This is a genomic window from Pseudomonas sp. A214 (genome assembly GCF_900156295.1).
GTDB classification, from domain to species: Bacteria; Pseudomonadota; Gammaproteobacteria; order Pseudomonadales; family Pseudomonadaceae; genus Aquipseudomonas; species Aquipseudomonas rhizophila.
Window position 1 is genome coordinate 4,458,172 of sequence record NZ_LT707062.1, and the last position, 23,988, is coordinate 4,482,159.

The following is a 23,988-nucleotide window of genomic DNA, read 5'->3' on the forward strand; positions in this document are numbered from 1 at the left end:
GCTGCGCAGCCGAGCGGGAGCAAGCTCCCTCGCCACAAAAGCATGCACACAAGAGTCGTCCCGAAGTTTTTCCAACCCAGCAGACAAGCCAACATGACCCCGCCTCTTCTCCAACTCGAAGACGAACAGACTCGCCTGACCCTGGCCCCGCACCTGGGTGCCAGCCTGGTCAGTTGGACGTTGCGCGGCAGCGGCCAGCCGCTGTTGCGCCCGCCCGCGCCCCAGGCCGTGGAAAACGGCCTGCCCGGTAAGCTCGGCTGCTTCCCGCTGATCCCATGGTCGAACCGGATCGCCCAGGGCGGTTTCGATTGCCCCGGCGGCTGGCTCGGTCTGGACGCCAACAGCCCCAACGACCCGTTCCCGATCCATGGCAGCGCCTGGCAACAACCGTGGCAAGTGATAGAGCAAAGCGCCCAGGAAGCCTTGTTGCAACTCGACAGCCAACATCCATTCGCCTATTGCGCCAGCCTGCGGATTCGCTTGAGCGGCGGTCAGTTACAGATCGCGATGCACGTCACCCACCTGGCCGAACAGGCCGCGTGGCACGGGCTGGGTTTGCACCCGTACTTCCCGCGCACTGCTGGCACACGCCTGCAAACCCGTGCGACCGAAGTCTGGATGTGCGATGAGAAAAAACTGCCAACCACGTTGGGCAGCGTTCCTCGAATCTGGGACTTCCAACAACCCCGCTTGCTGCCGGACACACTGGTGGACAACGGCTTTGGCGGCTGGGACGGGCATTGCCTGATCCAGCAACCGGACCTGGGTTATGAGCTGGAATGCCGAGCCAGCGGCAGCGAATACTTCCTGCTGTACTGTCCCGTGGGCCTGGATTTCTTTTGCATCGAGCCGGTCAGCCATCCGGTCAATGCCCACCACCTGCCAGGGCGGCCAGGGTTGCGCTTGCTGGAGCAAGGGCAGTCAGTGACGCTGGGGTTTTCGATGCAGTGTCGACTCCTGTAACCCCTCCAGACAGGTTTCTCTCCCGCTCGGCTGGGCGTCAGGTCCCCAAGGTCAAACCGTTGGCCGGCAGAGGCAGCGCCGTCTTGTAACGCACCTGCTTGAGCGCAAAGCTCGAACGGATATTCGCCACCCCCGGAACCTTGGTCAGAAAGTCCATCATGAACCGCTCCAGCGACTGGATCGACGGCACCAGCACGCGGATCAGGTAATCCGGGTCGCCTGCCATCAGGTAGCACTCCATCACCTCCGGTCGGTCGGAGATCGCCTCTTCGAAGTGCTGCAACGCCTCCTCCACTTGTTTTTCCAGGCTCACGTGGATGAACACGTTGACATGCAGGCCCAGCAAATCGGCATCCAGCAGCGTGACTTGCTCGCGTATCACCCCCAGCTCCTCCATGGCCCGGACCCGGTTGAAGCAAGGCGTGGGCGATAGATTGACCGACCGGGCAAGCTCGGCGTTGGTGATGCGGGCGTTTTCCTGAAGGCTGTTCAGAATGCCGATGTCGGTGCGATCCAATTTACGCATGAGACAAATAATCCTGTTTTTTATCGTTGTGCAGATTTTTTATCTGCAAATGATCTGAACAGCAACCCAACAGAGAAAAATATTCTTCTGCGTCGAGCCTATGATTGTTGTAGGACAATTTTCCTTACCCGGGAAAGTTCGTCAGCTAGCGCGCCCACTACAAGAAATTCACAAGATCGAGCGTAGAAAGCCATGAACCCAGCGTATGAACCGCTACGCCTGCACGTCCCCGAACCCTCGGGCCGTCCCGGCTGCCAGACCGACTTCTCCTACCTGCATCTGAGCGATGCCGGCACGGTGCGCAAACCCTCCATCGACGTTGAACCGTCCGACACGGCCGACCTGGCCCGCGGGCTGATTCGCGTGCTCGATGACCAGGGCAATGCCCACGGCCCATGGGCCGAAGACGTGCCTCTCGAGATCCTGCGCAAAGGCATGCGCGCCATGCTCAAGACGCGCATCTACGACAACCGCATGGTGGTCGCCCAGCGCCAGAAAAAAATGTCGTTCTACATGCAGAGCCTCGGCGAGGAAGCCATCGGCAGCGGCCAGGCCCTGGCGCTGAACATCGATGACATGTGCTTCCCCACCTATCGCCAGCAAAGCATCCTGATGGCCCGTGAGGTGCCGTTGGTGGGCATGATCTGCCAACTGCTGTCCAACGAGCGCGATCCGCTCAAGGGCCGGCAGTTGCCGATCATGTACTCGGTCAAGGACGCCGGTTTTTTCACCATCTCCGGCAACCTCGCCACGCAATTCATCCAGGGCGTGGGCTGGGGCATGGCCTCGGCGATCAAGGGCGACACCAAGATCGCCTCGGCCTGGATCGGTGACGGCGCCACCGCCGAATCGGACTTTCACACCGCCCTGACCTTCGCCCACGTCTACCGGGCGCCAGTGATCCTCAACGTGGTCAACAACCAGTGGGCGATCTCCACCTTCCAGGCCATTGCCGGCGGTGAAGCCACCACCTTCGCCGGACGCGGCGTCGGCTGCGGCATCGCTTCGCTGCGGGTGGATGGCAACGACTTCATGGCGGTCTACGCCGCTTCGCGCTGGGCCGCCGAACGCGCCCGCCGCAACCTCGGCCCGGCGCTGATCGAATGGGTGACCTACCGCGCCGGCCCGCACTCCACTTCCGATGATCCGTCCAAATACCGTCCCGCCGACGACTGGAGCCACTTCCCGCTGGGCGACCCGATTGCGCGCCTCAAGCAGCACCTGGTGAAAATCGGCCACTGGTCCGAAGAGGAACATGCCGCCGTCACCGCCGAACTCGAAGCCGAGGTGATCGCCGCGCAGAAGGAAGCCGAGCAGTACGGCACCCTTGCTGGCGGGCAGATCCCAAGCGCCGCGACCATGTTCGAAGACGTCTACAAAGAGATGCCGGAGCACTTGAAGCGCCAGCGTCAGGAGTTGGGGATCTGACATGAACGATCACAACAACAATATCCAGCTGGACACCGCCATGACCACTACCACCATGACCATGATCCAGGCCCTGCGCTCGGCCATGGACGTGATGCTCGAGCGCGACGACAACGTCGTGGTGTTCGGCCAGGACGTGGGCTACTTCGGCGGCGTGTTCCGCTGCACCGAAGGCCTGCAGAATAAATACGGCACCTCGCGGGTGTTCGACGCGCCGATTTCCGAGAGCGGTATCGTCGGCGTGGCCGTGGGCATGGGCGCCTACGGGTTGCGGCCGGTGGCCGAGATCCAGTTCGCCGACTACGTCTACCCGGCCTCGGACCAGATCATTTCCGAAGCGGCGCGCCTGCGCTATCGCTCGGCCGGCGAGTTCACCGCGCCGATGACCCTGCGCATGCCCTGCGGCGGCGGCATCTATGGCGGCCAGACCCACAGCCAGAGCATCGAAGCGATGTTCACCCAGGTTTGCGGCTTGCGCACCGTCATGCCGTCGAACCCTTACGACGCCAAAGGCCTGCTGATCGCCTCCATCGAAAACGATGACCCGGTGATCTTCCTCGAACCCAAGCGCCTGTATAACGGCCCGTTCGACGGCCACCACGACCGCCCGGTAACCCCATGGTCGAAACACCCGTCGGCGCAGGTGCCGGACGGTTACTACACAGTGCCGCTGGATGTCGCCGCCATCACCCGCCCGGGCAAGGACGTGACCATCCTCACCTACGGCACCACGGTGTATGTGTCCCAGGCCGCCGCCGAAGAAACCGGCATCGACGCCGAAGTCATCGACCTGCGCAGCCTCTGGCCGCTGGACCTTGAGACCATCGTCAAATCCGTGAAAAAAACTGGCCGCTGTGTGGTCGTCCACGAAGCCACCCGCACCTGCGGTTTCGGCGCCGAGCTGGTGTCGTTGGTGCAAGAACACTGCTTCCACCACCTGGAAGCGCCCATCGAGCGTGTCACCGGTTGGGACACCCCCTACCCGCACGCGCAGGAATGGGCGTATTTCCCAGGGCCGTCCCGTGTGGGCGCGGCGTTGAAACGGGTCATGGAGGTCTGAATGGGCACGCACGTTATCAAGATGCCGGACATTGGCGAAGGCATCGCCGAAGTTGAACTGTCGGTGTGGCACGTCAAGGTTGGCGACATGGTGGTCGAAGACCAGGTGCTGGCCGATGTCATGACCGACAAGGCGATGGTGGACATCCCCTCGCCAGTACACGGTCGGGTGATCGCCCTGGGTGGCGAGCCCGGCGAAGTCATGGCGGTGGGCAGCGAACTGATCCGTATTGAAGTCGAAGGTGCCGGCAACCTCAAGGAATCGGCGCAACCCGCCGTCGCCGCGCCAGCGCCGAAACCCGCGCTGGTGGCAACGCCTGAGCCGACGATAGAACAACCCGCTGCGGCGCCACGCCCCGCGCCGCAAGCGCCGGTGGCCCGCGATCCGGACGAGCGGCCGCTGGCCTCCCCGGCCGTGCGCAAACATGCGCTGGACCTGGGCATTCAATTGCGCCTGGTCCAGGGCAGTGGCCCGGCCGGGCGTATCCTGCATGAAGACCTCGAGGCCTATCTGGCGCAGGGTTCAGCGACCCCGGCCAAAGGCGGCTCGGGTTATGCCGAACGCCACGACGAACAGCAGATCCCGGTGATCGGCATGCGCCGCAAGATCGCCCAGCGCATGCAGGAAGCGACCCAGCGCGCCGCGCATTTCAGCTACGTCGAGGAAATCGACGTCACCGCCCTGGAAGAGCTGCGGGTGCATTTGAATGAAAAGCACGGTGCCCATCGCGGCAAGCTGACCTTGCTGCCATTCCTGGTCCGCGCCCTGGTCGTGGCCCTGCGGGACTTCCCGCAAATGAACGCCCGTTATGACGACGAGGCCCAGGTCATTCACCGTTCGGGCGCTGTGCATGTCGGCGTCGCCACCCAGAGCGATGTGGGCCTGATGGTACCGGTGGTGCGTCACGCCGAAGCCCGTAGCTTGTGGGACAGCGCGGCAGAAATCTCGCGTCTGGCAACCGCGGCCCGCAATGGCAAGGCCAGCCGCGATGAGCTGTCTGGCTCGACCATCACCCTGACCAGCCTCGGTGCGTTGGGCGGCATCGTCAGCACCCCAGTGCTGAACCTGCCGGAAGTGGCGATCGTCGGCGTGAACAAGATTGTCGAACGGCCCATGGTGATCAAAGGCCAGATCGTGATCCGCAAGATGATGAACCTCTCCAGTTCCTTCGATCACCGAGTGGTCGACGGCATGGACGCGGCGCAATTCATCCAGGCCCTGCGCGGCCTGCTCGAACAGCCCGCCACGCTGTTTGTGGACTAATCATCAATGGAGCAGGCCATGCAAACTTTGAACACCACGCTGCTGATCATCGGCGGCGGCCCCGGTGGCTATGTGGCGGCGATTCGCGCCGGTCAGTTGGGCATCCCGACCATTCTGGTGGAGGGCCAGGCGTTGGGCGGAACTTGCCTGAACATCGGCTGCATCCCGTCCAAGGCGTTGATTCACGTCGCCGAGCAGTTCCATCAGACACGGCACCACAGCCAGGGCTCGGCCCTGGGTATCACGGTGTCGGCGCCAAGCCTGGACATCGGCAAGAGCGTGGAATGGAAGGACGGCATCGTCGATCGGCTGACCACCGGCGTCGCGACCCTGCTGAAAAAGCACAAGGTCCAGGTCATTCACGGCTGGGCCAACGTCGTCGATGGCAAAACCGTTGACGTCGGCGACACGCGCATCCAGTGCGAACACCTGCTGCTGGCCACCGGATCGAAAAGCGTCGAGCTGCCGATGCTGCCGATTGGCGGGCCGATCATTTCCTCCACCGAAGCCCTCGCCCCGACCTCGGTGCCCAAGCACCTGGTGGTGGTGGGCGGTGGCTACATCGGCCTGGAGCTGGGCATCGCCTACCGCAAGCTCGGCGCCGAGGTCAGCGTGGTCGAGGCCCAGGAGCGGATTCTGCCGGCCTACGACGGCGAACTGACCCAACCGGTGCACGAGGCGCTCAAGCAGTTGGGCGTGATGCTGTACCTCAAGCACAGCGTCGAAGGTTTCGATGCCCAGGCCAGCACGTTGCAAGTGCGCGATCCCGCTGGCGAGACGCTGAACCTGGAGACCGACCGGGTGCTGGTGGCCGTTGGTCGCAAACCTAACACCCAGGGCTGGAACCTCGAAGCGTTGGACTTGGCGATGAACGGTTCGGCGGTGAAAATCGACAACCGTTGCCAGACCAGCATGCGCAATGTCTGGGCCATCGGCGACCTGAGCGGCGAACCGATGCTCGCCCACCGGGCCATGGCCCAGGGCGAAATGGTTGCCGAGCTGATAGCGGGTCAGCATCGCGAGTTCAACCCGACGGCCATCGCAGCGGTGTGCTTCACCGATCCGGAACTGGTGGTGGTCGGCAAAACGCCGGACGAGGCCAAAGCCGCCGGGCTCGACTGCATCGTTTCCAGCTTCCCGTTCGCCGCCAATGGCCGGGCCATGACCCTGGAATCGAAAAGTGGCTTCGTGCGGGTCGTGGCACGGCGGGACAATCACCTGATCGTCGGTTGGCAAGCGGTTGGCGTTGGTGTGTCGGAGCTGTCCACCGCGTTCGGCCAGTCCCTGGAAATGGGCGCTCGCCTGGAAGACATCGCCGGCACCATCCACGCCCACCCGACGCTGGGCGAGGCGGTGCAGGAAGCGGCGTTGCGAGCGTTGGGGCATGCGTTGCATCTGTAAAAGTTGTGGGTGAATAACCTTGTGGCGAGGGGATTTATCCCCGCTGGGTTGCGCAGCAACCCCAAAACCTGTCACCGCCGGGCGTCAGATATCTGAGCTAATGGGGCTGCTTCGCAGCCCAGCGGGGATAAATCCCCTCGCCACAGGCTGCGAAACAGCCCCGGAATGAAGTATTGTTGTCCCCATCCAAAAAACGTCAGAAGCCTTGAACCGTTTCGACGGTTGTTAAGAAATAGAGGGTGTCATGGGTAACGAGAGCATCAATTGGGACAAACTGGGCTTTGACTACATCAAGACCGACAAGCGCTACCTGTCGCACTGGCGCGATGGCGCCTGGGACGCCGGCACCCTGACCGACGACAACGTGCTGCACATCAGCGAGGGCTCCACCGCCCTGCACTACGGTCAGCAGTGTTTCGAAGGCCTGAAGGCCTATCGCTGCAAGGACGGTTCGATCAACCTGTTCCGCCCTGACCAGAACGCCGCCCGCATGCAGCGCAGCTGCGCGCGCCTGCTGATGCCGCAAGTCGAGACCGAGCAGTTCGTCGAAGCCTGCAAGCAAGTGGTCCGCGCCAACGAGCGCTTCATCCCGCCTTATGGCACTGGCGGCGCGCTGTACCTGCGCCCGTTCGTGATCGGCGTGGGTGACAACATCGGCGTGCGCACCGCCCCCGAGTTCATCTTCTCGATCTTCTGCATCCCGGTCGGCGCCTACTTCAAGGGCGGCCTGACCCCGCACAACTTCCTGATCTCCAGCTACGACCGTGCCGCCCCACAAGGCACTGGAGCGGCCAAGGTCGGTGGCAACTACGCCGCCAGCCTGATGCCCGGCTCCCAGGCCAAGAAGGCCAGTTTCGCCGACTGCATCTACCTGGACCCGATGACCCACTCGAAAATCGAGGAAGTCGGCTCGGCGAACTTCTTCGGCATCACCCATGACAACAAATTCGTCACCCCCAAATCCCCTTCGGTCCTGCCGGGCATCACCCGCCTGTCGCTGATCGAACTGGCCAAATCGCGCCTGGGCCTGGAAGTGATCGAAGGCGACGTGTTCATCGACAAACTGTCGGACTTCAAGGAAGCCGGCGCCTGCGGTACCGCTGCGGTCATCACTCCGATTGGCGGCATCAGCTACAAGGACAAGCTGCACGTGTTCCACAGCGAAACCGAAGTCGGCCCGATCACCCAGAAGCTCTACAAAGAGCTGACCGGCGTGCAGACCGGCGACGTGGAAGCGCCGGCTGGCTGGATCGTCAAGGTCTAAGCAGCGCTCATGTGGCGAGGGAGCTTGCTCCGTCGCCACATGGGTTTGTCTCCCTTACTCCCGCCGCAAAACCAGCCATCGCCCCCAACGCTGGCGAAACCATCCGTAACCGCTGACCAGCAGAATCCCACTCAATACCAAAGCCGCGCCAACGATGAAGTTCGGCTCCAGCGGTTCATCCAATAACCAGACACCAAAACCGATGCCAAACAGCGGCGTCATGAACGACAGCACCCCCAACTGCGAAGCCAGGTAGCGGCGCAGCAGGGAAAACCAGATCAGAAAACTGGCGAAAGACACCAGCAACACTTGAAAGGCCAGGCTGGCCAGCAGTTGCGGTGTGGGGTTGATCGACGTTTGCCCCAGCACCACCGACATCCCTACCAGCAGCACCCCGGCGCCGACCAATTGGTACAACAACGTCTGGCTGGCGGGCAGGTTCGTCAAGCGTGAACAACGCACTGTCACCGTCGTAGCCCCCCAGAGCGCACCGGCCAGCAGCCCCATTCCATCACCCAGTAACGAACTGCCGTTCGCCGCCCCCGTCCCTCCGCTGAACGCCACAACAATACCGCCGAATGCCACGGCGATACCCAGCCATTGCAGAGGTTTTAGACGTTCGCTCGGCAGTTTCCAGTGCAGGCCCAGAGCGGCGAACATCGGCGCGGTGTAGAGGAAAATCACCATGTGCGAAGCCGTCGTATGGCGTAGGCCTTCACCCACCATCACGAACTCCAGGGCAAACAACAGCCCCACCAACAGGCCGGGACGCCAACTGCCATCGGCCAGGGACAGGCGTTCACCGCGCGCCAGCACCAACAGCCAGACCAGTACCGCAGCGATGGCCGAGCGCACGCCCAGTTGCAGCATCGGCGCCATGTCGGCGGCGCTGGCCTTGATCGCGACTTGCTGGAAACCCCAGATGGCACAGAGGCCCGTCATCAGGGCACTGACCTGGCCATCCAGGGCGCGGCGGGTGGTCATGGGAAAGGTCCTTGGGCAGAAATGGATGAAAGGATTGTCTGCCTGACACCTTTGCTGGATATAGTGATTACCCGACAAGCCATCCCGGTAATCCGCCATTACGGTCGATATGCAGCCTCCAGCTCAACATCTGAAGATTCCTCCGTTCGACGCGGCCCTGCCCTCGCCGATTTTCTTTCGCAGCGCCTGCATGCCGGCCCACGCCACTTACCCTCGGCACCGGCATGCCTGGGGAGAGTTCGTCTACTCCTACAGTGGGGTGATGGAAATCGAGATCGCCCAGCACCATTACCTGGCACCACCGCAGTACGGCATCTGGTTACCGCCGGACATGGAACACGTTGGGTTCAATCGGCATGAAGCCTGTCATTGTTCGTTGTACCTGGCGGCCGAACTGTGCGCTGCGCTGCCGGCCGTACCTTGCGCGCTGACCTTGAGCCCGCTGATCCGCGCGTTGCTGGAAGAGCTGCGCAGCGACCCGCCGAGCCAACCTCAGACGCCCGAGCAGCAGCGCTTGTTGCAGGTGCTGGTGGACAAGCTGATCCAGGCGCCCCATGCCGGCAGTTACTTGCCCTCCTCGGATGATCCACTGCTGGGCCCCGTGTTGCGGACCCTTGAGGCGAATCCCAGCGACCCACGCTCCTTGCCGCAACTGGCCCGCGCCGCCAACACCACCGAACGCACACTGATGCGCCGGGCCCAGCGGGACCTGGGCATGTCACTGGTGGAATGGCGCCAGCGCCTGAAGGTCATCGAGGCCCTGGCCCTGCTCGAACGTGGCCAGAGCGTGGAAACCATCGGCCTGGACCTGGGCTACAGCAGCGCCTCGGCGTTCATCAGCATGTTTCGCAAAATGATGGGCACCACGCCGGATGAGTATCGGCGCAGGCACATGGCTGGATAATGAGGGTGGTTCGGGAATGGCTATCGCGAGCAGGCTCGCTCCCACAGGGTCTGTCGGTGGCCATCGATCATGTGTTCAGCGCAGGTCCACTGTGGGAGCGAGCTTGCTCGCGAAGGACGTGGACCAGCTTGCATGGATGCTGGATGTGAAGGCCCCTTCGCGGGCAAGCCCGCTCCCACAGGGTTTGTCGGTGGCCATCGATCATGTGTTCAGCGCAGGTCCACTGTGGGAGCGCGCTTGCTCGCGATGGCGGTGGATCAGCTTGCATGGATGTTGGATATGAAGGCCCCTTCGCGGGCAAGCCCGCTCCCACAGGGTTTGTCGGTGGCCATCGATCATGTGTTCAGCGCAATTCCACTGTGGGAGCGAGCCTGCTCGCGATGGCGGTGGATCAGCTTGCATGGATGTTGGATGTGAAGGCCCCTTCGCGGGCAAGCCCGCTCCCACAGGGTCTGTCGTTGGCCATCAATCATGCGTTCAGCGCAATTCCACTGTGGGAGCGAGCCTGCTCGCGATGGCGGTGGATCAGCTTGCATGGATGTTGGATGTGAAGGCCCCTTCGCGGGCAAGCCCGCTTCCACAGGGTCTGTCGTTGGCCATCAATCATGCGTTCAGCGCAGGTCCACTGTGGGAGCGAGCCTGCTCGCGATGGCGGTGAATCAGCTTGCATGGATGTTGGATGTGAAGGCCCCTTCGCGGGCAAGCCCGCTCCCACAGGATCTGTCGGTGGCCATCATGTGTTCAGCGCAATTCCACTGTGGGAGCGAGCTTGCTCGCGATGGCGCCAGCAGGTCCGACATCCATCTCGACATCGACACCCAATCGCGCCGCCATTTCCTTGCGCCCACTGGTCGTCAACGCCAGCGCCCGGCTATCCAGGTCCTGGATCACCCATTTGCGCTTGATCGCCACTTGCAGCAACGCCGCGCCCAAGGCGCCCCCCAGGTGCGGACGGCGCATGCTCCAGTCCAGGCATGGACAGGCAAATCGGCGTCGCTGACCGGCAAGCGCCTGGACATCAATGCCCAGCCCTTGGAACAGCGCTTCGCCGGAGTCACTCAGGCGATACCCTTTGCCTTCCACATCCACCAGCCATCCAGCCTCAAGCATCCGATCATGCATGCGCACCGCCAGCGTGCCGGCCATGTGGTCGTAGCAGGTGCGGGCGAATTGCAGGCGATCCGGGGTGCGCGCGGTGAAGGTCGGGGCGGCGTTCTGGCCGATCACCATCAACGCTTCCAGCGCCTGGGCAACCCGCTTATCCGCCAGGCTGTAATAGCGATGTCGGCCCTGGACGTACAAACGCACCAAGGCCAGTTCCTTGAGCTTCGCCAAATGGCTGCTGGCGGTAGAGGCACTGACGTCGGCGATGCTCGCCAACTCCGTGCTGGTTCGGGCATGGCCGTCCATCAACGCGCACAGCATTCGGGTGCGGGCCGGTTCGGCAATGGCCGCGGCGACCTGGGACACCCCAAGGTCATGTTGCTCTGCATTCATATTTCGCCCCCCGACGAATCGAGCCATGGCAGGACTTCAGATAGTAGCAACACTTTCAATCGTCGCGGGTCAGCACTTCCAGCAGCTCGATTTCGAAAATCAGATTGGCGCCCGGCTTGATGTGAGCGCCCATGGACCGTTCGCCATAGGCCAGATTCGCCGGCACCCACAGCTTGCGTTTGCCGCCGACCTTCATGCCCATCAGGCCGACGTCCCAGCCCTTGATCACCCGACCGGTGCCAATCACGCACTGAAAAGGTTTGCCTCGACTGTAGGACGAATCGAATTCGGTGCCGTCTTCCAGCGTGCCACGGTATTGGGTGGTGATCAGCGCGCCTTTGACTACGCTTTTGCCGTCGCCCTGCTCCAGGTCGATGATGTGCAGTTCTTCGTTCATGGGCTACTCCCGTGTGGTTCAGGCGCGGGTTTTCGCAGAAATCCGCGTGTCTGGCAAACTTTTGTGTGTTGGGTGCACAAGGGAACCGCAGCGGTCGCTTCGGTTCACATGGGTATCGACCCTGTATTTCAGATAAGGATGTTCTGATGATCGACTTTCGCCCGCTCCACGGCTTCATTCCTCCCTATATCCTCAACCGAATCATCGCCCACGGTTCCGAACATCAACGCTCCAGCGCCCTCGGCACCCTGACCCACGTACGCAATCTGCGGCACAACCCCGGTCCGCCGCACACCCCGCCCGCCGCCGCAGCGCTGCCCAGGCCCGGCAAGCCCGGCCAACCCCAGCGCAGCGTGCATGACGCACAAAACACCATGGAACTGCCCGGCCAGCCGGTACGCCTCGAAGGCCAGGCCGCCACTGGCGACCCGGCCGTGGACGAGGCCTACGATGCCCTCGGCGCCACCTACGATTTTTTCTGGAAAGTGCTGGGGCGCGACTCCATCGACAACAAAGGCTTCGCCCTGGTGGGTAGCGTGCATTACGGCCAGGACTACGAAAACGCCTTCTGGAACGGCGCGCAGATGGTGTTCGGCGACGGCGATGGCGAAATCTTCCAGCGTTTCACCCGCTCCCTCGACGTGGTGGCCCACGAGTTGGCCCATGGCGTGACCGAAAGCGAAGCCGGATTGATCTACGCCAACCAGTCTGGGGCGTTGAACGAGTCCATGTCCGATGTATTCGGGGTGCTGGTCAAGCAGTTCGTCCTCGAACAGACCGCCGACCAGGCCGACTGGCTGATCGGCGCCGACCTGCTCACTGACAAGATCAACGGTGACGGCCTGCGAAGCATGTCCAACCCCGGCACGGCCTACGATGACCCGCTGCTGGGCAAGGACCCGCAACCGGCGCACATGCGTGAATTCGTCATCACCCGCGAGGACAACGGCGGCGTGCACATCAATTCCGGCATTCCCAACCGCGCCTTCTATCTGGCGGCCACCACGCTGGGCGGATTTGCCTGGGAAAAGGCCGGCCGGATCTGGTATGAAACCTTGTGCGACAGAAGACTGGCCAACGACGCCTCCTTCAGCGACTTCGCCCGCTTGACCGTCGAGCACGCCCGCCAGCGCTTTGGCATCCGGGAAGTGCAAGCGGTGCAGAACGGCTGGGCTCAGGTTGGCGTCGATTTAACCGAGGAGCACTGATGAAACCCCTTCCAAACCTCGATGATCACGCCGTGGTGCGGCTGTCCCGCCAGGGCGGCGTGGCGGCGATGCCCGGCTTGACTCGCCCTCGGGAAATCGATTTCGCCCAGTGCGATCTCGACCAGCGCACGCGTATCTGTTCGGTACTGGAAGGGTGCCTGCCGCTGGACTCGGCGGCACCGGGGCGTGGCGACCAGCGTTTTTTCCGGATCGAGGTGCGCTATCGCGCCAACGACCAGGACGACGAAATGGTGCTGCAGGTGCCTGAAGACCAGGCACCCGGCGAGCTGGTTCGCCTATGGGACAAAGGCGAAGTGAGCTCAAAGGACTAGCGTGTGGCGGGGGTGATTTTCAGGATCCGGCCGGAGGCAATCACCACCATCACGTATTTGTCATGGATCTGCACCCATTGCGCGCCTTCCTCGGGTGCTTCGAGCCCCTTCTCCTTCCAGTTTTTAATGGCCTTGTCCGAGCGCTGATATTCAGAAGGCGTCCGGTCGGCCTCCACCAACCGGCGACCATTGTTGGGTGAATGTTCCACCGCATCTCCGGTGGCCTCGACCGCTTGCGCCACAGGGCCAAAGGCTCCGAGACCGGCGATCAGGACCAGGCTGGCGATCAGGGTAGGCTTGCGCATAAAAACTCCAGTGATTTCGAGAATACTGAAATCTCCGACTTCAACGGCGGCGAATCATTCCTTTTACTGTAGCGACGAATCCGTCGCCGACTGTACGGGGCGGTGATGCCGACAACCGGCGTAGGCTGGCAAAAAAGCCATTTATAAAAACCGGGGCTCGCCATGCACATCGCCATTCTGACCTTCGACGGCTTCAACGAACTGGACTCACTGATTGCCTACGGCATGCTCAGCCGTATTTCCCTGATCGGCGATAAGGAGTGGCGCGTGAGCATCGCTTCACCTACCCCGCGCGTCACGTCCATGAATGGTTTGACCATCGACGCCCAGATCGACCTGGAGCAGGCCTGCAAGGCCGACGCCGTGTTGTTTGGCAGCGGCATGAAGACCCGGGAAGTGGCCGACAACCCGGCCATCATGAGCCGGCTGCGTCTGGACCCGACGCGCCAGTTGCTCGGTTCCCAATGCTCCGGCACATTCCTGCTGGCACGCCTGGGGCTGCTCGGCCAAGCACCGGCCTGCACCGACACCACCAGTAAACCATGGGTCGTGGCGGCGGGTGTCAACGTGGTCAACCAGGCGTTCCACGCCAATGGCAATATCGCCACCGCCGGTGGCTGTTTCTCCGCCCAGTACCTGTCGGCCTGGGTGCTGGCGCGGCTCAAGGGCCTGGAGACCGCGCGGGAAGTGCTGCATTACTTTGCCCCGGTGGGCGAGAAAGAGGCCTATGTGGAACGGGGGTTGGGGCATATCCGCCAGTATGTGAGTGAAGTGGCGCAAGTCTGAGGCCGCGGGAAGAACAACGATGTCCCTGTGGCGATGGCTACACATTGGCAGCCACATCCCCTATAAAGTCCAACACACCTCACCGCACGGATCCCGCCATGAGCAACGCCACCACCTCATCCCCTGCCCTCAAGGAAATCTTCAACGCCACACGCCTTGAGTACATCGCCAGTGAAATGAGCGCGGTGTATCCGGCTTTCGATAGCCGGGTGTTCCTGGCCATGGCCAATGACGGGCTGAGCGAGTTGTCGGTGATGCAACGCATGGCGCGAGTCAGTGAGTGCCTGCATGCAGTTCTGCCCTTGGAGTACGAGGCGTCGCTGGATGTGCTGCGGGACCTTGCGCCCCGACTCAACAGCATGTTTGTCAGCATGTTCCTGCCCCACTACGTGGCGTCCTACGGTCGGCACAGCTTCGACCTGTCCCTGGATGCGCTCAAGTATTTCACCCGGTTCGGCTCCTCGGAGTTCGCCGTGCGGCATTTCCTGCGCGATGACCTGGCGCGCACCCTCAAAGCCATGCACGACTGGGCGCACGACCCCAACGAACACGTCCGTCGCCTGGCCAGCGAAGGCAGTCGACCGCGCTTGCCCTGGTCGTTCCACCTGGAGCCGATCCAGGCCAACCCCGACCTCGCCGCCGCGATCCTTGAGGCCCTCAAGGCCGACAACAGTCTGTATGTACGCAAGTCCGTGGCCAATCATCTCAACGACATCACCAAGCAGCACCCTGACTGGGTGCTGGACCGGATCGAAGGCTGGCCCCTGCAAGATCGCCATACCGCATGGATCGCCCGCCATGCTTTGCGCAGCCTGATCAAACAAGGCAATTCGCGGGCACTGGCGGTTATCGGCGTCGGCGGCAAGGCGCACATCCAGGTGCTGGACTTACAGGTCACGCCGGCGGTGATTCGTCTCGGCGAACCGATTACCTTGTCGTTCAAGGTGCAATCAACCCTCGAGCAGAACCAGCGCCTGGTGATCGACTATGCCATCGACTACGTGAAAGCCTCGGGCGGCACCTCGGCCAAAGTCTTCAAGCTCAAGACCTTCGACCTGCCTGCCCTTGAGTGCGTCAGCCTCAGCCGCTCCCAGCATATTCGCGAACTGACCACCCGCCGACACTACGCGGGCCGGCATGCGGTGCATCTGCTGGTCAATGGCGAACGGCTGGGGAGCACGGCGTTCGACATCGTTCCCTGAGCGGCCGCTCAGGCCAGCGCCAGCCGTTGTGCCTTGCGAATGTCCTGCAGGAAGCGCTCGGCCGGCAGCGGGTGGCCCAGCAGGTAACCCTGCAGCGAATCGCAACCCAATTGAGTCAGGAAATCCTGCTGCACGTCGGTCTCCACCCCTTCGGCAACAATCCGCAGCCCCAGGGCCTGGCCGAGGGCGACGATGGCCGAGACAATCGCCGCATCATCACTGTCGTGCTCCAGGTCGCGGACGAAACCGCGATCGATCTTCAGCTCGTTGGCCGGCAAACGCTTGAGGTACATCAGGCTCGAATAACCGGTGCCAAAGTCGTCGATGGACAAATCCACGCCCATGTCCGAGAGCTGCTGCAGCACGGTCATGCTTGCATCGGCATCGCTCATCGCCGTGGTTTCGGTGATTTCCAGGGTCAGGCTGTTGGCTGGCAGATGATGAATTTCCAGCGCCGTGGCGACGCTCTGCACCAGGCCCACGTGACAGAACTGCAAGGCCGACAGGTTCACCGCGATGCGCCAGTCGGTGTAGCCGAGCACGTACCATTCGCGCATCTGGCGGCAGGCCTCGTTCAACACCCATTCCCCGATGGGAATGATCAGCCCGGTCTTTTCCGCAAGGTCGATGAAGGTATCGGGCATCAGCAGGCCCTGGGTTGGATGCGTCCAGCGCAACAAGGCTTCAGCCCCCACCGGACGGCCGTTGGCAGCGTCGAACTTGGGCTGGTAATGGAGGCTGAACTGGCGCTGCTCGACGGCGATGCGCAGGTCTTGCAGCAGTTGCAGTTGCTTGCGGGCGTTGCTGTTCATCGAGGCATCGAAAAAGCTGTAGCCGTTCTTGCCGGCGCCCTTGGCGTGGTACATCGCCGCATCGGCATTCATCAGCAACTCTTCGGCGCTCTGGCCGTTGCCCGGATAAAGCGCGATGCCGACACTGGCGGATATCTGCAGGTCATGATCGGCCACCCGGAATGTGCGACCGATCAGCCCGACCTGGCGGGCCGCCAGGCGCAACGCATCGTCAGGCTCGGCCAGTTGCACCAACAGCACGAACTCATCACCGCCGATCCGCGCCAGGGTGTCCTGGCTGCGCAAGTCTTCCCGCAGGCGCAGGGCCACGTCGCGCAGCAACAGGTCGCCCATGTGATGGCCGAAAGCATCGTTGACCGGTTTGAAGCCATCCAGGTCGATGAACATCAAGGCGAAACAGCCGCCCTGCTCATGCACCCGATGCATGGCCTGACCGATACGATCGGCCAGCAGCACGCGGTTGGGCAATTCGGTGAGGGGGTCGTGCAGGGCCAGTTGCGTCAGCTCACGGTTGGCCAGGGTCAGCGATTGGGCCAGCTCTGCGGTCCGGGCCTCCAGGCGCGCATCGAGAATCGACGTGAGCAAGGCGATGGCCAGTACCGCCAACGTGGTGATCAGCACCAGATTGTCCAGACCCTTGCCACTCAAGCCGTCCAGAGCACCGCAAAAGCTGCCGTCGCTGAAGCGCGCTGCGGCCATGCCGGTGTAATGCATGCCGACAATGGCCAGGCCCATCACGACAGCAGCGCAGGCGCGGGCCAGACGTACATGGGGGATGTTCTGGCGCAAGCGAAAGGCGATCCACAACGCAGCCGCCGAAGCGCCGACCGCAATCACCAGCGAAGCCCCGAACAACGAGGGGTCATAATCAATACCCGGCTGCATCCGCAGCGCCGCCATGCCGGTGTAATGCATGGCGCTGATGCCGGCGCCCATGATCAACGCGCCGAAAGCCAGTTGCCACGCCGGCAATTGCGGTTGACTGACCAACCACAGGGCAAAGCCGCATGACAGGATGGCAGTCAGCAGGGACAAGGCGGTGATCGACACATCGTAGCCAAGCTCCACCGGCAAGGTGAACGCCAGCATGCCGATAAAATGCATGGACCAGACCCCGACGCCCATTGCCAGGGAACCGCCGGCCATCCACCAATGCGCCGCGCGCCCCTGGGTGGTCGCGATGCGTCCGGTCATGTCCAGCGCGGTGTAGGAAGCCAGTACCGCAACAAACAGGGAAATAGAAACAAGGGCCGGTGAGTAGCTGCCGATGAGCATGGTTTTTTCTCGTGACTGGAAAGCCGAACTGCTTCCATGCCCGGTTGAAAGGCGGCGATTGTACTCAATTGCGGTACGGGCGTACCGACCAAATATCAAAAAGCCATCAACCCTGGAATATTTGCGACGAAGGACATCTTGTCTCCGGATGACTGAAGGCACCTGCGTCACAGGCCGTTCGGCTAAGCTGTGGTGGGCCATTTTTTCAGGAGACCCATCCATGACCGCCCCAACCACCGCGTTAGTGGTAATAGACGTTCAGAACGACTTCATCCCCGGAGGCCAATTAGCCGTACCGGGGGGTGACGAAATCGTGCCATTGATCAACCGCCTGGGTCGTTCATTCAGGCAGGTCATCCTCGCCCAGGACTGGCATCCGGCCGGGCATGCTTCGTTTGCCTCCAGCCATCCGGACAAGCAACCGTTCGACCTCATTCAACTGCCCTATGGCGAACAGAAACTGTGGCCCGACCACTGCATACAGGGCACCCAAGGCGCCGCGCTGCACCCGGCCCTGGACCTGCCGCACGCGCAACTGATCATTCGCAAGGGCTGCAACCCGGACATCGACAGCTATTCGGCCTTCATGGAAGCCGACCGCCAGACACCCACCGGCCTGACGGGCTACCTCAAGGAGCGCGGCATCGACACGGTGTACATGGTGGGGCTGGCGCTGGATTTCTGCGTGATGTTCTCGGCGCTGGATGCCCGGGCGGCGGGGTTCAACGCGCTTGTGGTGCTCGACGCCTGTCGGGGCATTGATATCGACGGTTCGATGGAGGCGGCAATCCGGCGGATGCAGCAAGCGGGTGTGGCGCTGATTGAATCGAGCGCAATAAACGCCTGACCCCTCCCCCCAGCCTCACCGCGTTGGCAACCACAAGCGCAATCGCGCCCCACCCAGCGGCGAAGCTTGCGCCGTCAGCGTACCGCCCTGGGCTTGCAGGGCGCGACGGCTGATGGCCAGGCCCAGGCCAAAACCACCCGTGGCGCGATCGCGACTGCGGTCCAGGCGATAGAACGGTTCGAACACACGCTCGCGCTCGCTGTCAGGAATACCGATACCGTCGTCGTCGACCCAGATCTCGCAGCCCTGGACGCCGACCAGCACGCCGACCTGGATCCGCTTTTCGCAATAACGCATGGCGTTGCGCAACAGGTTCTGCAACGCCCGGGCCGTCAGGCGCGGGTCCAGCACGAAACGCTCCAGCGTGCCGTGCAGCAGCACATCGATCACCACATCCGGCGCCGCCAGGTCCTCGTCGACACTGCCCAAGATACTGTCGATGAACTCGTCCAGCGCCACCTCCACGCGTTCGGGCAGAAGCTCGGGGTTCTGCAGACGGCTGTAAGACAGCAACTCCAGCACCAACTCATCCAGCTCGCGGATGTGCGTCACCAACCCTTGCAGCCGTTCGCGACTGGCCGGCGGCAGGTCATCGGACAGCGCCAGGGCCAGGCCGAAATCGAGGCGGGTCAATGGCGTGCGCAATTCATGGGACACTGCATTGAGCAGATCGCGCTGCTGGTTGAGCAAGCGCTCGATGTCGCCGGCCATTGTGTCGAACACGTGGGCCAGGCTGCCGATGTTCGAGCTGGAGCCAATCTGCGTACGTTCGCTCAAATGGCCTTTGCCGAAGCGTTCAGCCGTGCGTTTGAGCCGTTCCAGATCGCGCCAATGCGGCCGCAACCAAAGCAGCAGGCAAGCCAGCATCGTCGCACCGATCAACACGTTGATGCTCCAATACAGCCAACTGACCTCGGTCGGGTCCGGGGGCACAATCATCTTGACCGCCGTGCGCTCATCCAGCGGCGCGGCCGCCAAGGTTCGCCAGGCCCATTCGCCCAGGCGCACCACGTTCTCGCCGCGCTGCAGACGCGCCTGCTCGTCGGCGCTGAAACCCTCATCCTCGATGGCCGCCAGTTCGATGCGCAGCGGCTCGAATTCCTTGTCCATCTGTGCCGCCAGTGCCGGCCACTGCTCGCTGGGCACGTTATGGAACTGCCGGACCATCAAGGTTTGCAGGCCACGGGAATAATCGAGGTTGTAGTTCAGGAAGCGCTCATGAAACAGCCGCACCACCAGCTCCGGCATCAGATAGATCGCGGCGCTGTAGGACACGATGGTGACCAGGTAAAGGCGAATCAGCAGCTTCCACATCGACTCAGCATTCCCACTCGGAACGGCTGAACAGATAACCCTTGCCCCACACGGTCTTGATCTTGCGGGCTTCGCCGGCGTTGTCGTCGAACTTGCGCCGCAGCTTGGAGATCGCCACGTCCACCGAGCGGTCGGTGCCGTTGAACTCGATGCCGCGCAGACGCTGCAGAATCTGGTCGCGGCTCAGCACCTCGCCGCAATGCCGGGCCAGTACCACCAGCAGGTTGTATTCGCCGCTGGACAGCTCCACCGCTTGCCCGCGCCAGGTCACGGTGCGTTCGGACAGGTCGATGCACAGGTTGCCCATGAGAATGCGATCGTTGACCGTCTGCGGCTCGGTAAGGCTGCTGCGGCGCAACAAGGTCCGAACGCGTGCCAGCAGGACCCGGGGTTCACAGGGCTTGCTGACGTAGTCATCGGCGCCCATTTCCAGGCCCAACACCTGATCATGGCTGTCGTCCCGGGCGGTGAGCATCAGAATCGGCAGGGTCGCCGAATCGGCCCGCAACAAGCGGCAGACCTGCAAGCCGTCCAGCCCCGGCAGCATCAGATCGAGGATCACCAGGTCCGGCGGATCGACCCGCGCCCGTTCCCGCACATGATCGCCACGGCTGAGCACACTGACCCTGTAGCCGTTGCGCTCCAGGTAGCTGGCGATCAGTTCAGAGAGGGCGGTGTCGTCTTCCACCAGGAGGATGTTGGGCATGGTGTTTCCAGAGTGCTGGGGCGCCTGGCGGATCGCCTTCGCGAGCAAGCCCCTCCCACAATGTTCATGTAAACCTCTGTGGGAGCGGGCTTGCTCGCGAAGGCGACATAACAGGCACCAAGGAATCAAGCTGCCAAGGATATACGCCCTCACCCACCCACGAGCAAACCCCTTACACAATTTCACACAGCACCTACAAAGCTTTACCGATGCGCCCCCCTCCCCCCCTAGCATGCAACGTTCACTGTCGGAGAAGCACCATGCCAAAGAACTCCCTCGCCACTCCAGGGCACAAGCACATTTAAGAGTCAGCCCGCCTGAGAGCTACTCAAAAAATCATAAATAAAAGTGCTTGTAAACTGTCAGGAATGACAGTTTACAAGCCTTTAAAAAACGCGTTCTCTAGAGTTCATCCAGCATTAGGGTCAACACGGCCTTTGGACACCTTAGTTCTAGCAACGGAGACCGAATCCATGAATGCTGCCACTTATCAATTGAGCTTTGCTCCCGGCAACTATGTCACCGCGTCAGCTTTCTCCACCAATGGTAAAGACTTCCCCGAGTTTGTCGCCACCTCTCGGCTGATCGAAAAGAAAAAGGCAGGTATCACGCGAACGGAAGCCGTGGTGATTACCGCCATTGATCGGGAAGAAAAAAAGACGAGGGCGACAATCACTTCCACTCGTGAGCTCATTATCATCATTCCGGCAAATTTCGAGCCGGGTAGCTATGAGTTGAAAACACGGGATGATGTGGGCTTCAGCCTCAAGGAGTCCACCACTATTTACGAAGGTATTTCCGGCAGCATTGAATTGGTACCGGCCTCGGAGGGGAACGTAAGGGGCAACTTCAATGTTGATCTAGAACTGCCGGGAACCAATGGACAAACCATGCTGCTCAAAGGCCAGTTCCAGGTGCTCAAGGCTTGATAGTTCGCTGCCAACACCACGTAAAAAGGGAAGCCGAAGCTTCCCTTTTTTACATGACTCAGAATGAGTAGTGAGCGCCCAGATTGAAACCGATGTCCTTGGTGACATTGTCACCTTTGCTGGTATCGAGTTCGGCATGCACCTGCCAACGATCACTCAATGTCCATGAGGCTCCCGCCGCCACTTCGAACCGGGTACCGGACAAGTCGTTGTTGAACTTGTTGTTGTTGACTCGAACTTCGTTGTGCTTGGCGAACTCCTGGACCACCGCGGTGCGAATATGCGGTTGCAGTACGCTGCCATCGTCCAGGGTCATACCCCGTCCCAGTGTCACACCCACTTTGCCCAGCATGGATCGCGTGGTGTCGGCGTCCGCCTTCAAACCATTATCGAGGTTGAAATCCTTGCCCTGCACTGTCGCCATCTGCCACTGAGTAAACGGCTCCACATAGTAGCCATCCTTGATATCGATGTGTTTACCAAACTCCACCGACGCACTGGCCCCCAGGTTGTTGTAGCCGCCCTTGGTCCTGGTGCCATCGCTCATCGTCACCTTGGCGTCGTTACGGAAATGGTTGAGCTTGGCGACGGTATCCAGGTAGTAACCGCTATCACCCAGCCAAGTGCCGTACATACCCAGGGAGGTGCTGTCGATTTCGCCTGAGCTGCCACGGCTCAAATCGAGGTTCGACTTGCTGTAACCGGCGAATACACCCAGCAACACACGTTCGCCCGCGATCTGCACCGGGGTATCGACCCCCAGGGAGATGCCGTGTTGATTCTGACTGTAGCCGTTGCCGTAAGCGTTGGTGGTGACGCTGTATCGGTTACCGAACGAACGAATCCAGCCACCCGTCTGGCCGCCATTGACCCGCAGATCGCCCATCCGGGTGTTCAACAACGCCATCTCGCCATAGATCACTGTGGGCGCAGTACCGAAGATGGCCATGACCGAACGGGTCGGTGTGCTGATCACATCCTTATCAGGTTGCAGATACCAGTCATCTCCGTTCTTCACCAAGCGGTAGGTATAAGCGCCGACATCCACGCGATCATTGACCAGATCGTACTGGGCGCCTGAGGCGACACTCTGCACCACCTTGATCGAGTCATCATTGACCGGATCAAGACCGGTGCTGGCGACCAACAGCTGATGATTGCCGGTAGCGCTGCCCGTGATATTCAGCAGGTCACTGATGCCCTGATTGAAGTCGGTGCCTATTTCGAACCTGCCATTACCCGCCAGATTGGCCACGTCCAGTTGGAAATATTGCTGATTGCTCCCCAGCCGAACGGTCCCGCCAGAGTTGAGCGTAAGATTGCTCACCGCCTGGCTGTCGGTCATCTGCCACAACGCCTGATTGCTGATGGCGAAATTGGATACGCCGCTCACCTGGCCGGTCAGGTTGGCGCCGTTATCCAAGGTCAGATTGGACACACTGTCGGCAGCGCCCATTACATCACCGACCATTACGCTGCGGTTGTTGATCGAGACATTGGCGACATCTTGTAAGTTGCCGGTGAGCGTAGAGGCGTTGTTGATCACCACATTCGAGGCGCCCAGCACGTTGCCCGTCATACTCGCCTGATTGTTGAGGGTCGCACTGGTGACGTTTTGCATATCACCGGTCAACGACGCCGCGTTTTGCAGGACGACGTTACCCGAACCACCCTCATCCACCACGATATTACCGGCCAAGGTACTGTTGTCGACGAGTAAATCAGCCGCGGCACCGGTACGCACTTCCAGCAACGTACCGTTCCCGCCGATCAGGGTTGAACCGTTGCGGACCTGGATGTTGGCCACACCTGGAATATTGGCCGGACTGTAGCCGACGACAATGGCCGAACCGCTTTGACCTTCTACCTGGGTACTGTCCAGCACGATCGACGACTGGATGACCGTTGACGCGTTGGCATCGGTGCCCACGATCAACCCGTTCAGGCCACCAGTGATCGTGCTGCCGCTGGCGGACAGCGCTCCCTCATGCAGACGTATCCCGAAACTGTTGGCGCCGGTGCCCTCCACCGTGGAGTCCTGAACGGTCAGGTCGCTGAAACGGTTGCCAGCGAGCCCTCCCACCAAGCCTCGGACCACACTGTTGTTACCCAGGGTGACCTGCGAGCCGCCAGCACTGTTGATATTACGTGCGGCTAATATGCCAATTCCCTGAGCACTGGTCACCGTGGAGTTATTCAACGTCGCACTGGCGTTGGTCAGCGCAATGCCCTGGGTCAGGCCATTCACTCCGTCAGGGGTGACCATGGAGTTGGTCAGGTTAACCGTGGCACCTGCAACGCCAGTGATGCCTAAGGTCGAGGCCCCCGAGCCTGTTAACGTGGCGCCGGTTTCAACGACCCAGGTTTCCACCGGGGTATTAACGTCGATAGCCTGACTTTGCCCAGCGGGAACAGTGCCAGCTTGGGCCAGCGATGGATTGATCAGCAGCGGCATGAACAACAAGGCCGACACGCTGGTAGCTGTCTTGCGATAGGAAAATACAGACTTAGACGACATATTAATGAGTCCTACAAGATGACATTCCTTCAGGAACGAATGTCCGACTCAATGAGCGCGAGCCGGA

General features: G+C 61.6%; 22 protein-coding genes. 13 read left to right on the forward strand and 9 right to left on the reverse strand.

Annotation, left to right across the window (positions count from 1 at the left end; genetic code table 11):
- Nucleotides 1-93: 93 nt before the first annotated feature.
- Entirely contained in the window at nucleotides 94-963 is an 870-nt protein-coding gene (locus BW979_RS19850) for an aldose 1-epimerase (protein WP_076385294.1), read from the forward strand.
- A 37-nt stretch (nucleotides 964-1,000) separates the two neighbouring features.
- Here BW979_RS19850 and bkdR read toward each other — a convergent pair whose 3' ends face one another.
- Nucleotides 1,001-1,489 carry a Bkd operon transcriptional regulator BkdR gene (gene bkdR / locus BW979_RS19855; protein WP_047227603.1) on the reverse strand — a complete coding sequence of 163 codons (489 nt, stop codon included), beginning with the start codon at nucleotides 1,487-1,489 and terminating at the stop codon, nucleotides 1,001-1,003.
- A gap of 192 nt (nucleotides 1,490-1,681) precedes the next feature.
- Between bkdR and BW979_RS19860 the strand changes: the two genes are divergently transcribed.
- The 5 genes from BW979_RS19860 (at nucleotide 1,682) to BW979_RS19880 (ending at nucleotide 7,905) form a co-directional block, all read left to right on the forward strand.
- Complete coding sequence (locus BW979_RS19860; RefSeq protein ID WP_047227604.1) at nucleotides 1,682-2,917, forward strand: 3-methyl-2-oxobutanoate dehydrogenase (2-methylpropanoyl-transferring) subunit alpha; 1,236 nt, start codon at nucleotides 1,682-1,684, stop codon at nucleotides 2,915-2,917.
- 1 nt (nucleotide 2,918) lies between these two features.
- Nucleotides 2,919-3,977: an alpha-ketoacid dehydrogenase subunit beta gene (locus BW979_RS19865; RefSeq protein ID WP_047227605.1), complete on the forward strand. Its 1,059-nt coding sequence runs from the start codon at nucleotides 2,919-2,921 to the stop codon at nucleotides 3,975-3,977.
- Nucleotides 3,978-5,240, forward strand: a complete 1,263-nt coding sequence (locus BW979_RS19870; RefSeq protein WP_076385296.1) for a dihydrolipoamide acetyltransferase family protein — start codon at nucleotides 3,978-3,980, stop codon at nucleotides 5,238-5,240.
- Nucleotides 5,241-5,258: 18 nt separating this feature from the next.
- Nucleotides 5,259-6,641 (forward strand): dihydrolipoyl dehydrogenase, encoded by a 1,383-nt coding sequence (gene lpdA, locus BW979_RS19875; RefSeq protein ID WP_076385298.1) that lies wholly within the window; start codon nucleotides 5,259-5,261, stop codon nucleotides 6,639-6,641.
- 244 nt (nucleotides 6,642-6,885) lie between these two features.
- A complete protein-coding gene (locus BW979_RS19880) occupies nucleotides 6,886-7,905 on the forward strand; it encodes a branched-chain amino acid aminotransferase (protein ID WP_047227608.1) in 1,020 nt (339 codons plus the stop codon).
- A gap of 54 nt (nucleotides 7,906-7,959) precedes the next feature.
- Here BW979_RS19880 and BW979_RS19885 read toward each other — a convergent pair whose 3' ends face one another.
- Nucleotides 7,960-8,889 (reverse strand): DMT family transporter, encoded by a 930-nt coding sequence (locus BW979_RS19885; protein WP_076385300.1) that lies wholly within the window; start codon nucleotides 8,887-8,889, stop codon nucleotides 7,960-7,962.
- A gap of 109 nt (nucleotides 8,890-8,998) precedes the next feature.
- Here BW979_RS19885 and BW979_RS19890 point away from each other — a divergent pair, with 109 nt between their 5' ends.
- Nucleotides 8,999-9,793 carry an AraC family transcriptional regulator gene (locus tag BW979_RS19890; protein WP_047227610.1) on the forward strand — a complete coding sequence of 265 codons (795 nt, stop codon included), beginning with the start codon at nucleotides 8,999-9,001 and terminating at the stop codon, nucleotides 9,791-9,793.
- A 741-nt stretch (nucleotides 9,794-10,534) separates the two neighbouring features.
- Here the strand turns inward: BW979_RS19890 and BW979_RS19895 are convergent.
- Both BW979_RS19895 and BW979_RS19900 read right to left on the reverse strand, forming a co-directional pair.
- Nucleotides 10,535-11,290 (reverse strand): ArsR/SmtB family transcription factor, encoded by a 756-nt coding sequence (locus BW979_RS19895; RefSeq protein ID WP_076385302.1) that lies wholly within the window; start codon nucleotides 11,288-11,290, stop codon nucleotides 10,535-10,537.
- A 55-nt stretch (nucleotides 11,291-11,345) separates the two neighbouring features.
- Nucleotides 11,346-11,687, reverse strand: coding sequence for an FKBP-type peptidyl-prolyl cis-trans isomerase (locus tag BW979_RS19900; RefSeq protein WP_076385304.1), 342 nt, complete (start codon nucleotides 11,685-11,687; stop codon nucleotides 11,346-11,348).
- A 146-nt stretch (nucleotides 11,688-11,833) separates the two neighbouring features.
- On the opposite strand from BW979_RS19900, the gene BW979_RS19905 reads away from it, so the two are divergent.
- Both BW979_RS19905 and BW979_RS19910 read left to right on the forward strand, forming a co-directional pair.
- A complete protein-coding gene (locus BW979_RS19905; RefSeq protein WP_047227613.1) occupies nucleotides 11,834-12,895 on the forward strand; it encodes a M4 family metallopeptidase in 1,062 nt (353 codons plus the stop codon).
- Nucleotides 12,895-13,227, forward strand: coding sequence for a protealysin inhibitor emfourin (locus BW979_RS19910; protein ID WP_047227614.1), 333 nt, complete (start codon nucleotides 12,895-12,897; stop codon nucleotides 13,225-13,227). Before BW979_RS19905 ends, BW979_RS19910 begins: the two co-directional genes overlap by 1 nt.
- Here the strand turns inward: BW979_RS19910 and BW979_RS19915 are convergent.
- The gene (locus BW979_RS19915; protein WP_047227615.1) at nucleotides 13,224-13,532 is read right to left on the reverse strand and encodes an RcnB family protein; all 309 of its coding nucleotides are present in this window, start codon (nucleotides 13,530-13,532) and stop codon (nucleotides 13,224-13,226) included. The genes BW979_RS19910 and BW979_RS19915 overlap by 4 nt on opposite strands.
- A gap of 162 nt (nucleotides 13,533-13,694) precedes the next feature.
- On the opposite strand from BW979_RS19915, the gene BW979_RS19920 reads away from it, so the two are divergent.
- Both BW979_RS19920 and BW979_RS19925 read left to right on the forward strand, forming a co-directional pair.
- Nucleotides 13,695-14,318: a DJ-1/PfpI family protein gene (locus BW979_RS19920; protein ID WP_047227616.1), complete on the forward strand. Its 624-nt coding sequence runs from the start codon at nucleotides 13,695-13,697 to the stop codon at nucleotides 14,316-14,318.
- Nucleotides 14,319-14,416: 98 nt separating this feature from the next.
- Nucleotides 14,417-15,520, forward strand: a complete 1,104-nt coding sequence (locus BW979_RS19925) for a DNA alkylation repair protein (protein ID WP_076385306.1) — start codon at nucleotides 14,417-14,419, stop codon at nucleotides 15,518-15,520.
- A gap of 8 nt (nucleotides 15,521-15,528) precedes the next feature.
- Here BW979_RS19925 and BW979_RS19930 read toward each other — a convergent pair whose 3' ends face one another.
- Nucleotides 15,529-17,607 (reverse strand): putative bifunctional diguanylate cyclase/phosphodiesterase, encoded by a 2,079-nt coding sequence (locus BW979_RS19930; protein ID WP_047227618.1) that lies wholly within the window; start codon nucleotides 17,605-17,607, stop codon nucleotides 15,529-15,531.
- A gap of 220 nt (nucleotides 17,608-17,827) precedes the next feature.
- Here BW979_RS19930 and pncA point away from each other — a divergent pair, with 220 nt between their 5' ends.
- Entirely contained in the window at nucleotides 17,828-18,454 is a 627-nt protein-coding gene (gene pncA, locus BW979_RS19935) for a bifunctional nicotinamidase/pyrazinamidase (protein WP_076385308.1), read from the forward strand.
- A gap of 15 nt (nucleotides 18,455-18,469) precedes the next feature.
- Here the strand turns inward: pncA and BW979_RS19940 are convergent, their stop codons facing one another.
- Together BW979_RS19940 and BW979_RS19945 are read right to left on the reverse strand one after the other, a co-directional pair.
- Nucleotides 18,470-19,768, reverse strand: a complete 1,299-nt coding sequence (locus BW979_RS19940) for an ATP-binding protein (RefSeq protein ID WP_076385310.1) — start codon at nucleotides 19,766-19,768, stop codon at nucleotides 18,470-18,472.
- A gap of 4 nt (nucleotides 19,769-19,772) precedes the next feature.
- Nucleotides 19,773-20,474 carry a response regulator transcription factor gene (locus BW979_RS19945; protein ID WP_047227621.1) on the reverse strand — a complete coding sequence of 234 codons (702 nt, stop codon included), beginning with the start codon at nucleotides 20,472-20,474 and terminating at the stop codon, nucleotides 19,773-19,775.
- Between the two features lie 473 nt (nucleotides 20,475-20,947).
- Between BW979_RS19945 and BW979_RS19950 the strand changes: the two genes are divergently transcribed.
- Entirely contained in the window at nucleotides 20,948-21,403 is a 456-nt protein-coding gene (locus tag BW979_RS19950) for a hypothetical protein (RefSeq protein ID WP_047227622.1), read from the forward strand.
- A 58-nt stretch (nucleotides 21,404-21,461) separates the two neighbouring features.
- Here BW979_RS19950 and BW979_RS19955 read toward each other — a convergent pair whose 3' ends face one another.
- Nucleotides 21,462-23,921, reverse strand: a complete 2,460-nt coding sequence (locus tag BW979_RS19955) for an autotransporter outer membrane beta-barrel domain-containing protein (RefSeq protein ID WP_076385312.1) — start codon at nucleotides 23,919-23,921, stop codon at nucleotides 21,462-21,464.
- Nucleotides 23,922-23,988 lie beyond the last annotated feature (67 nt).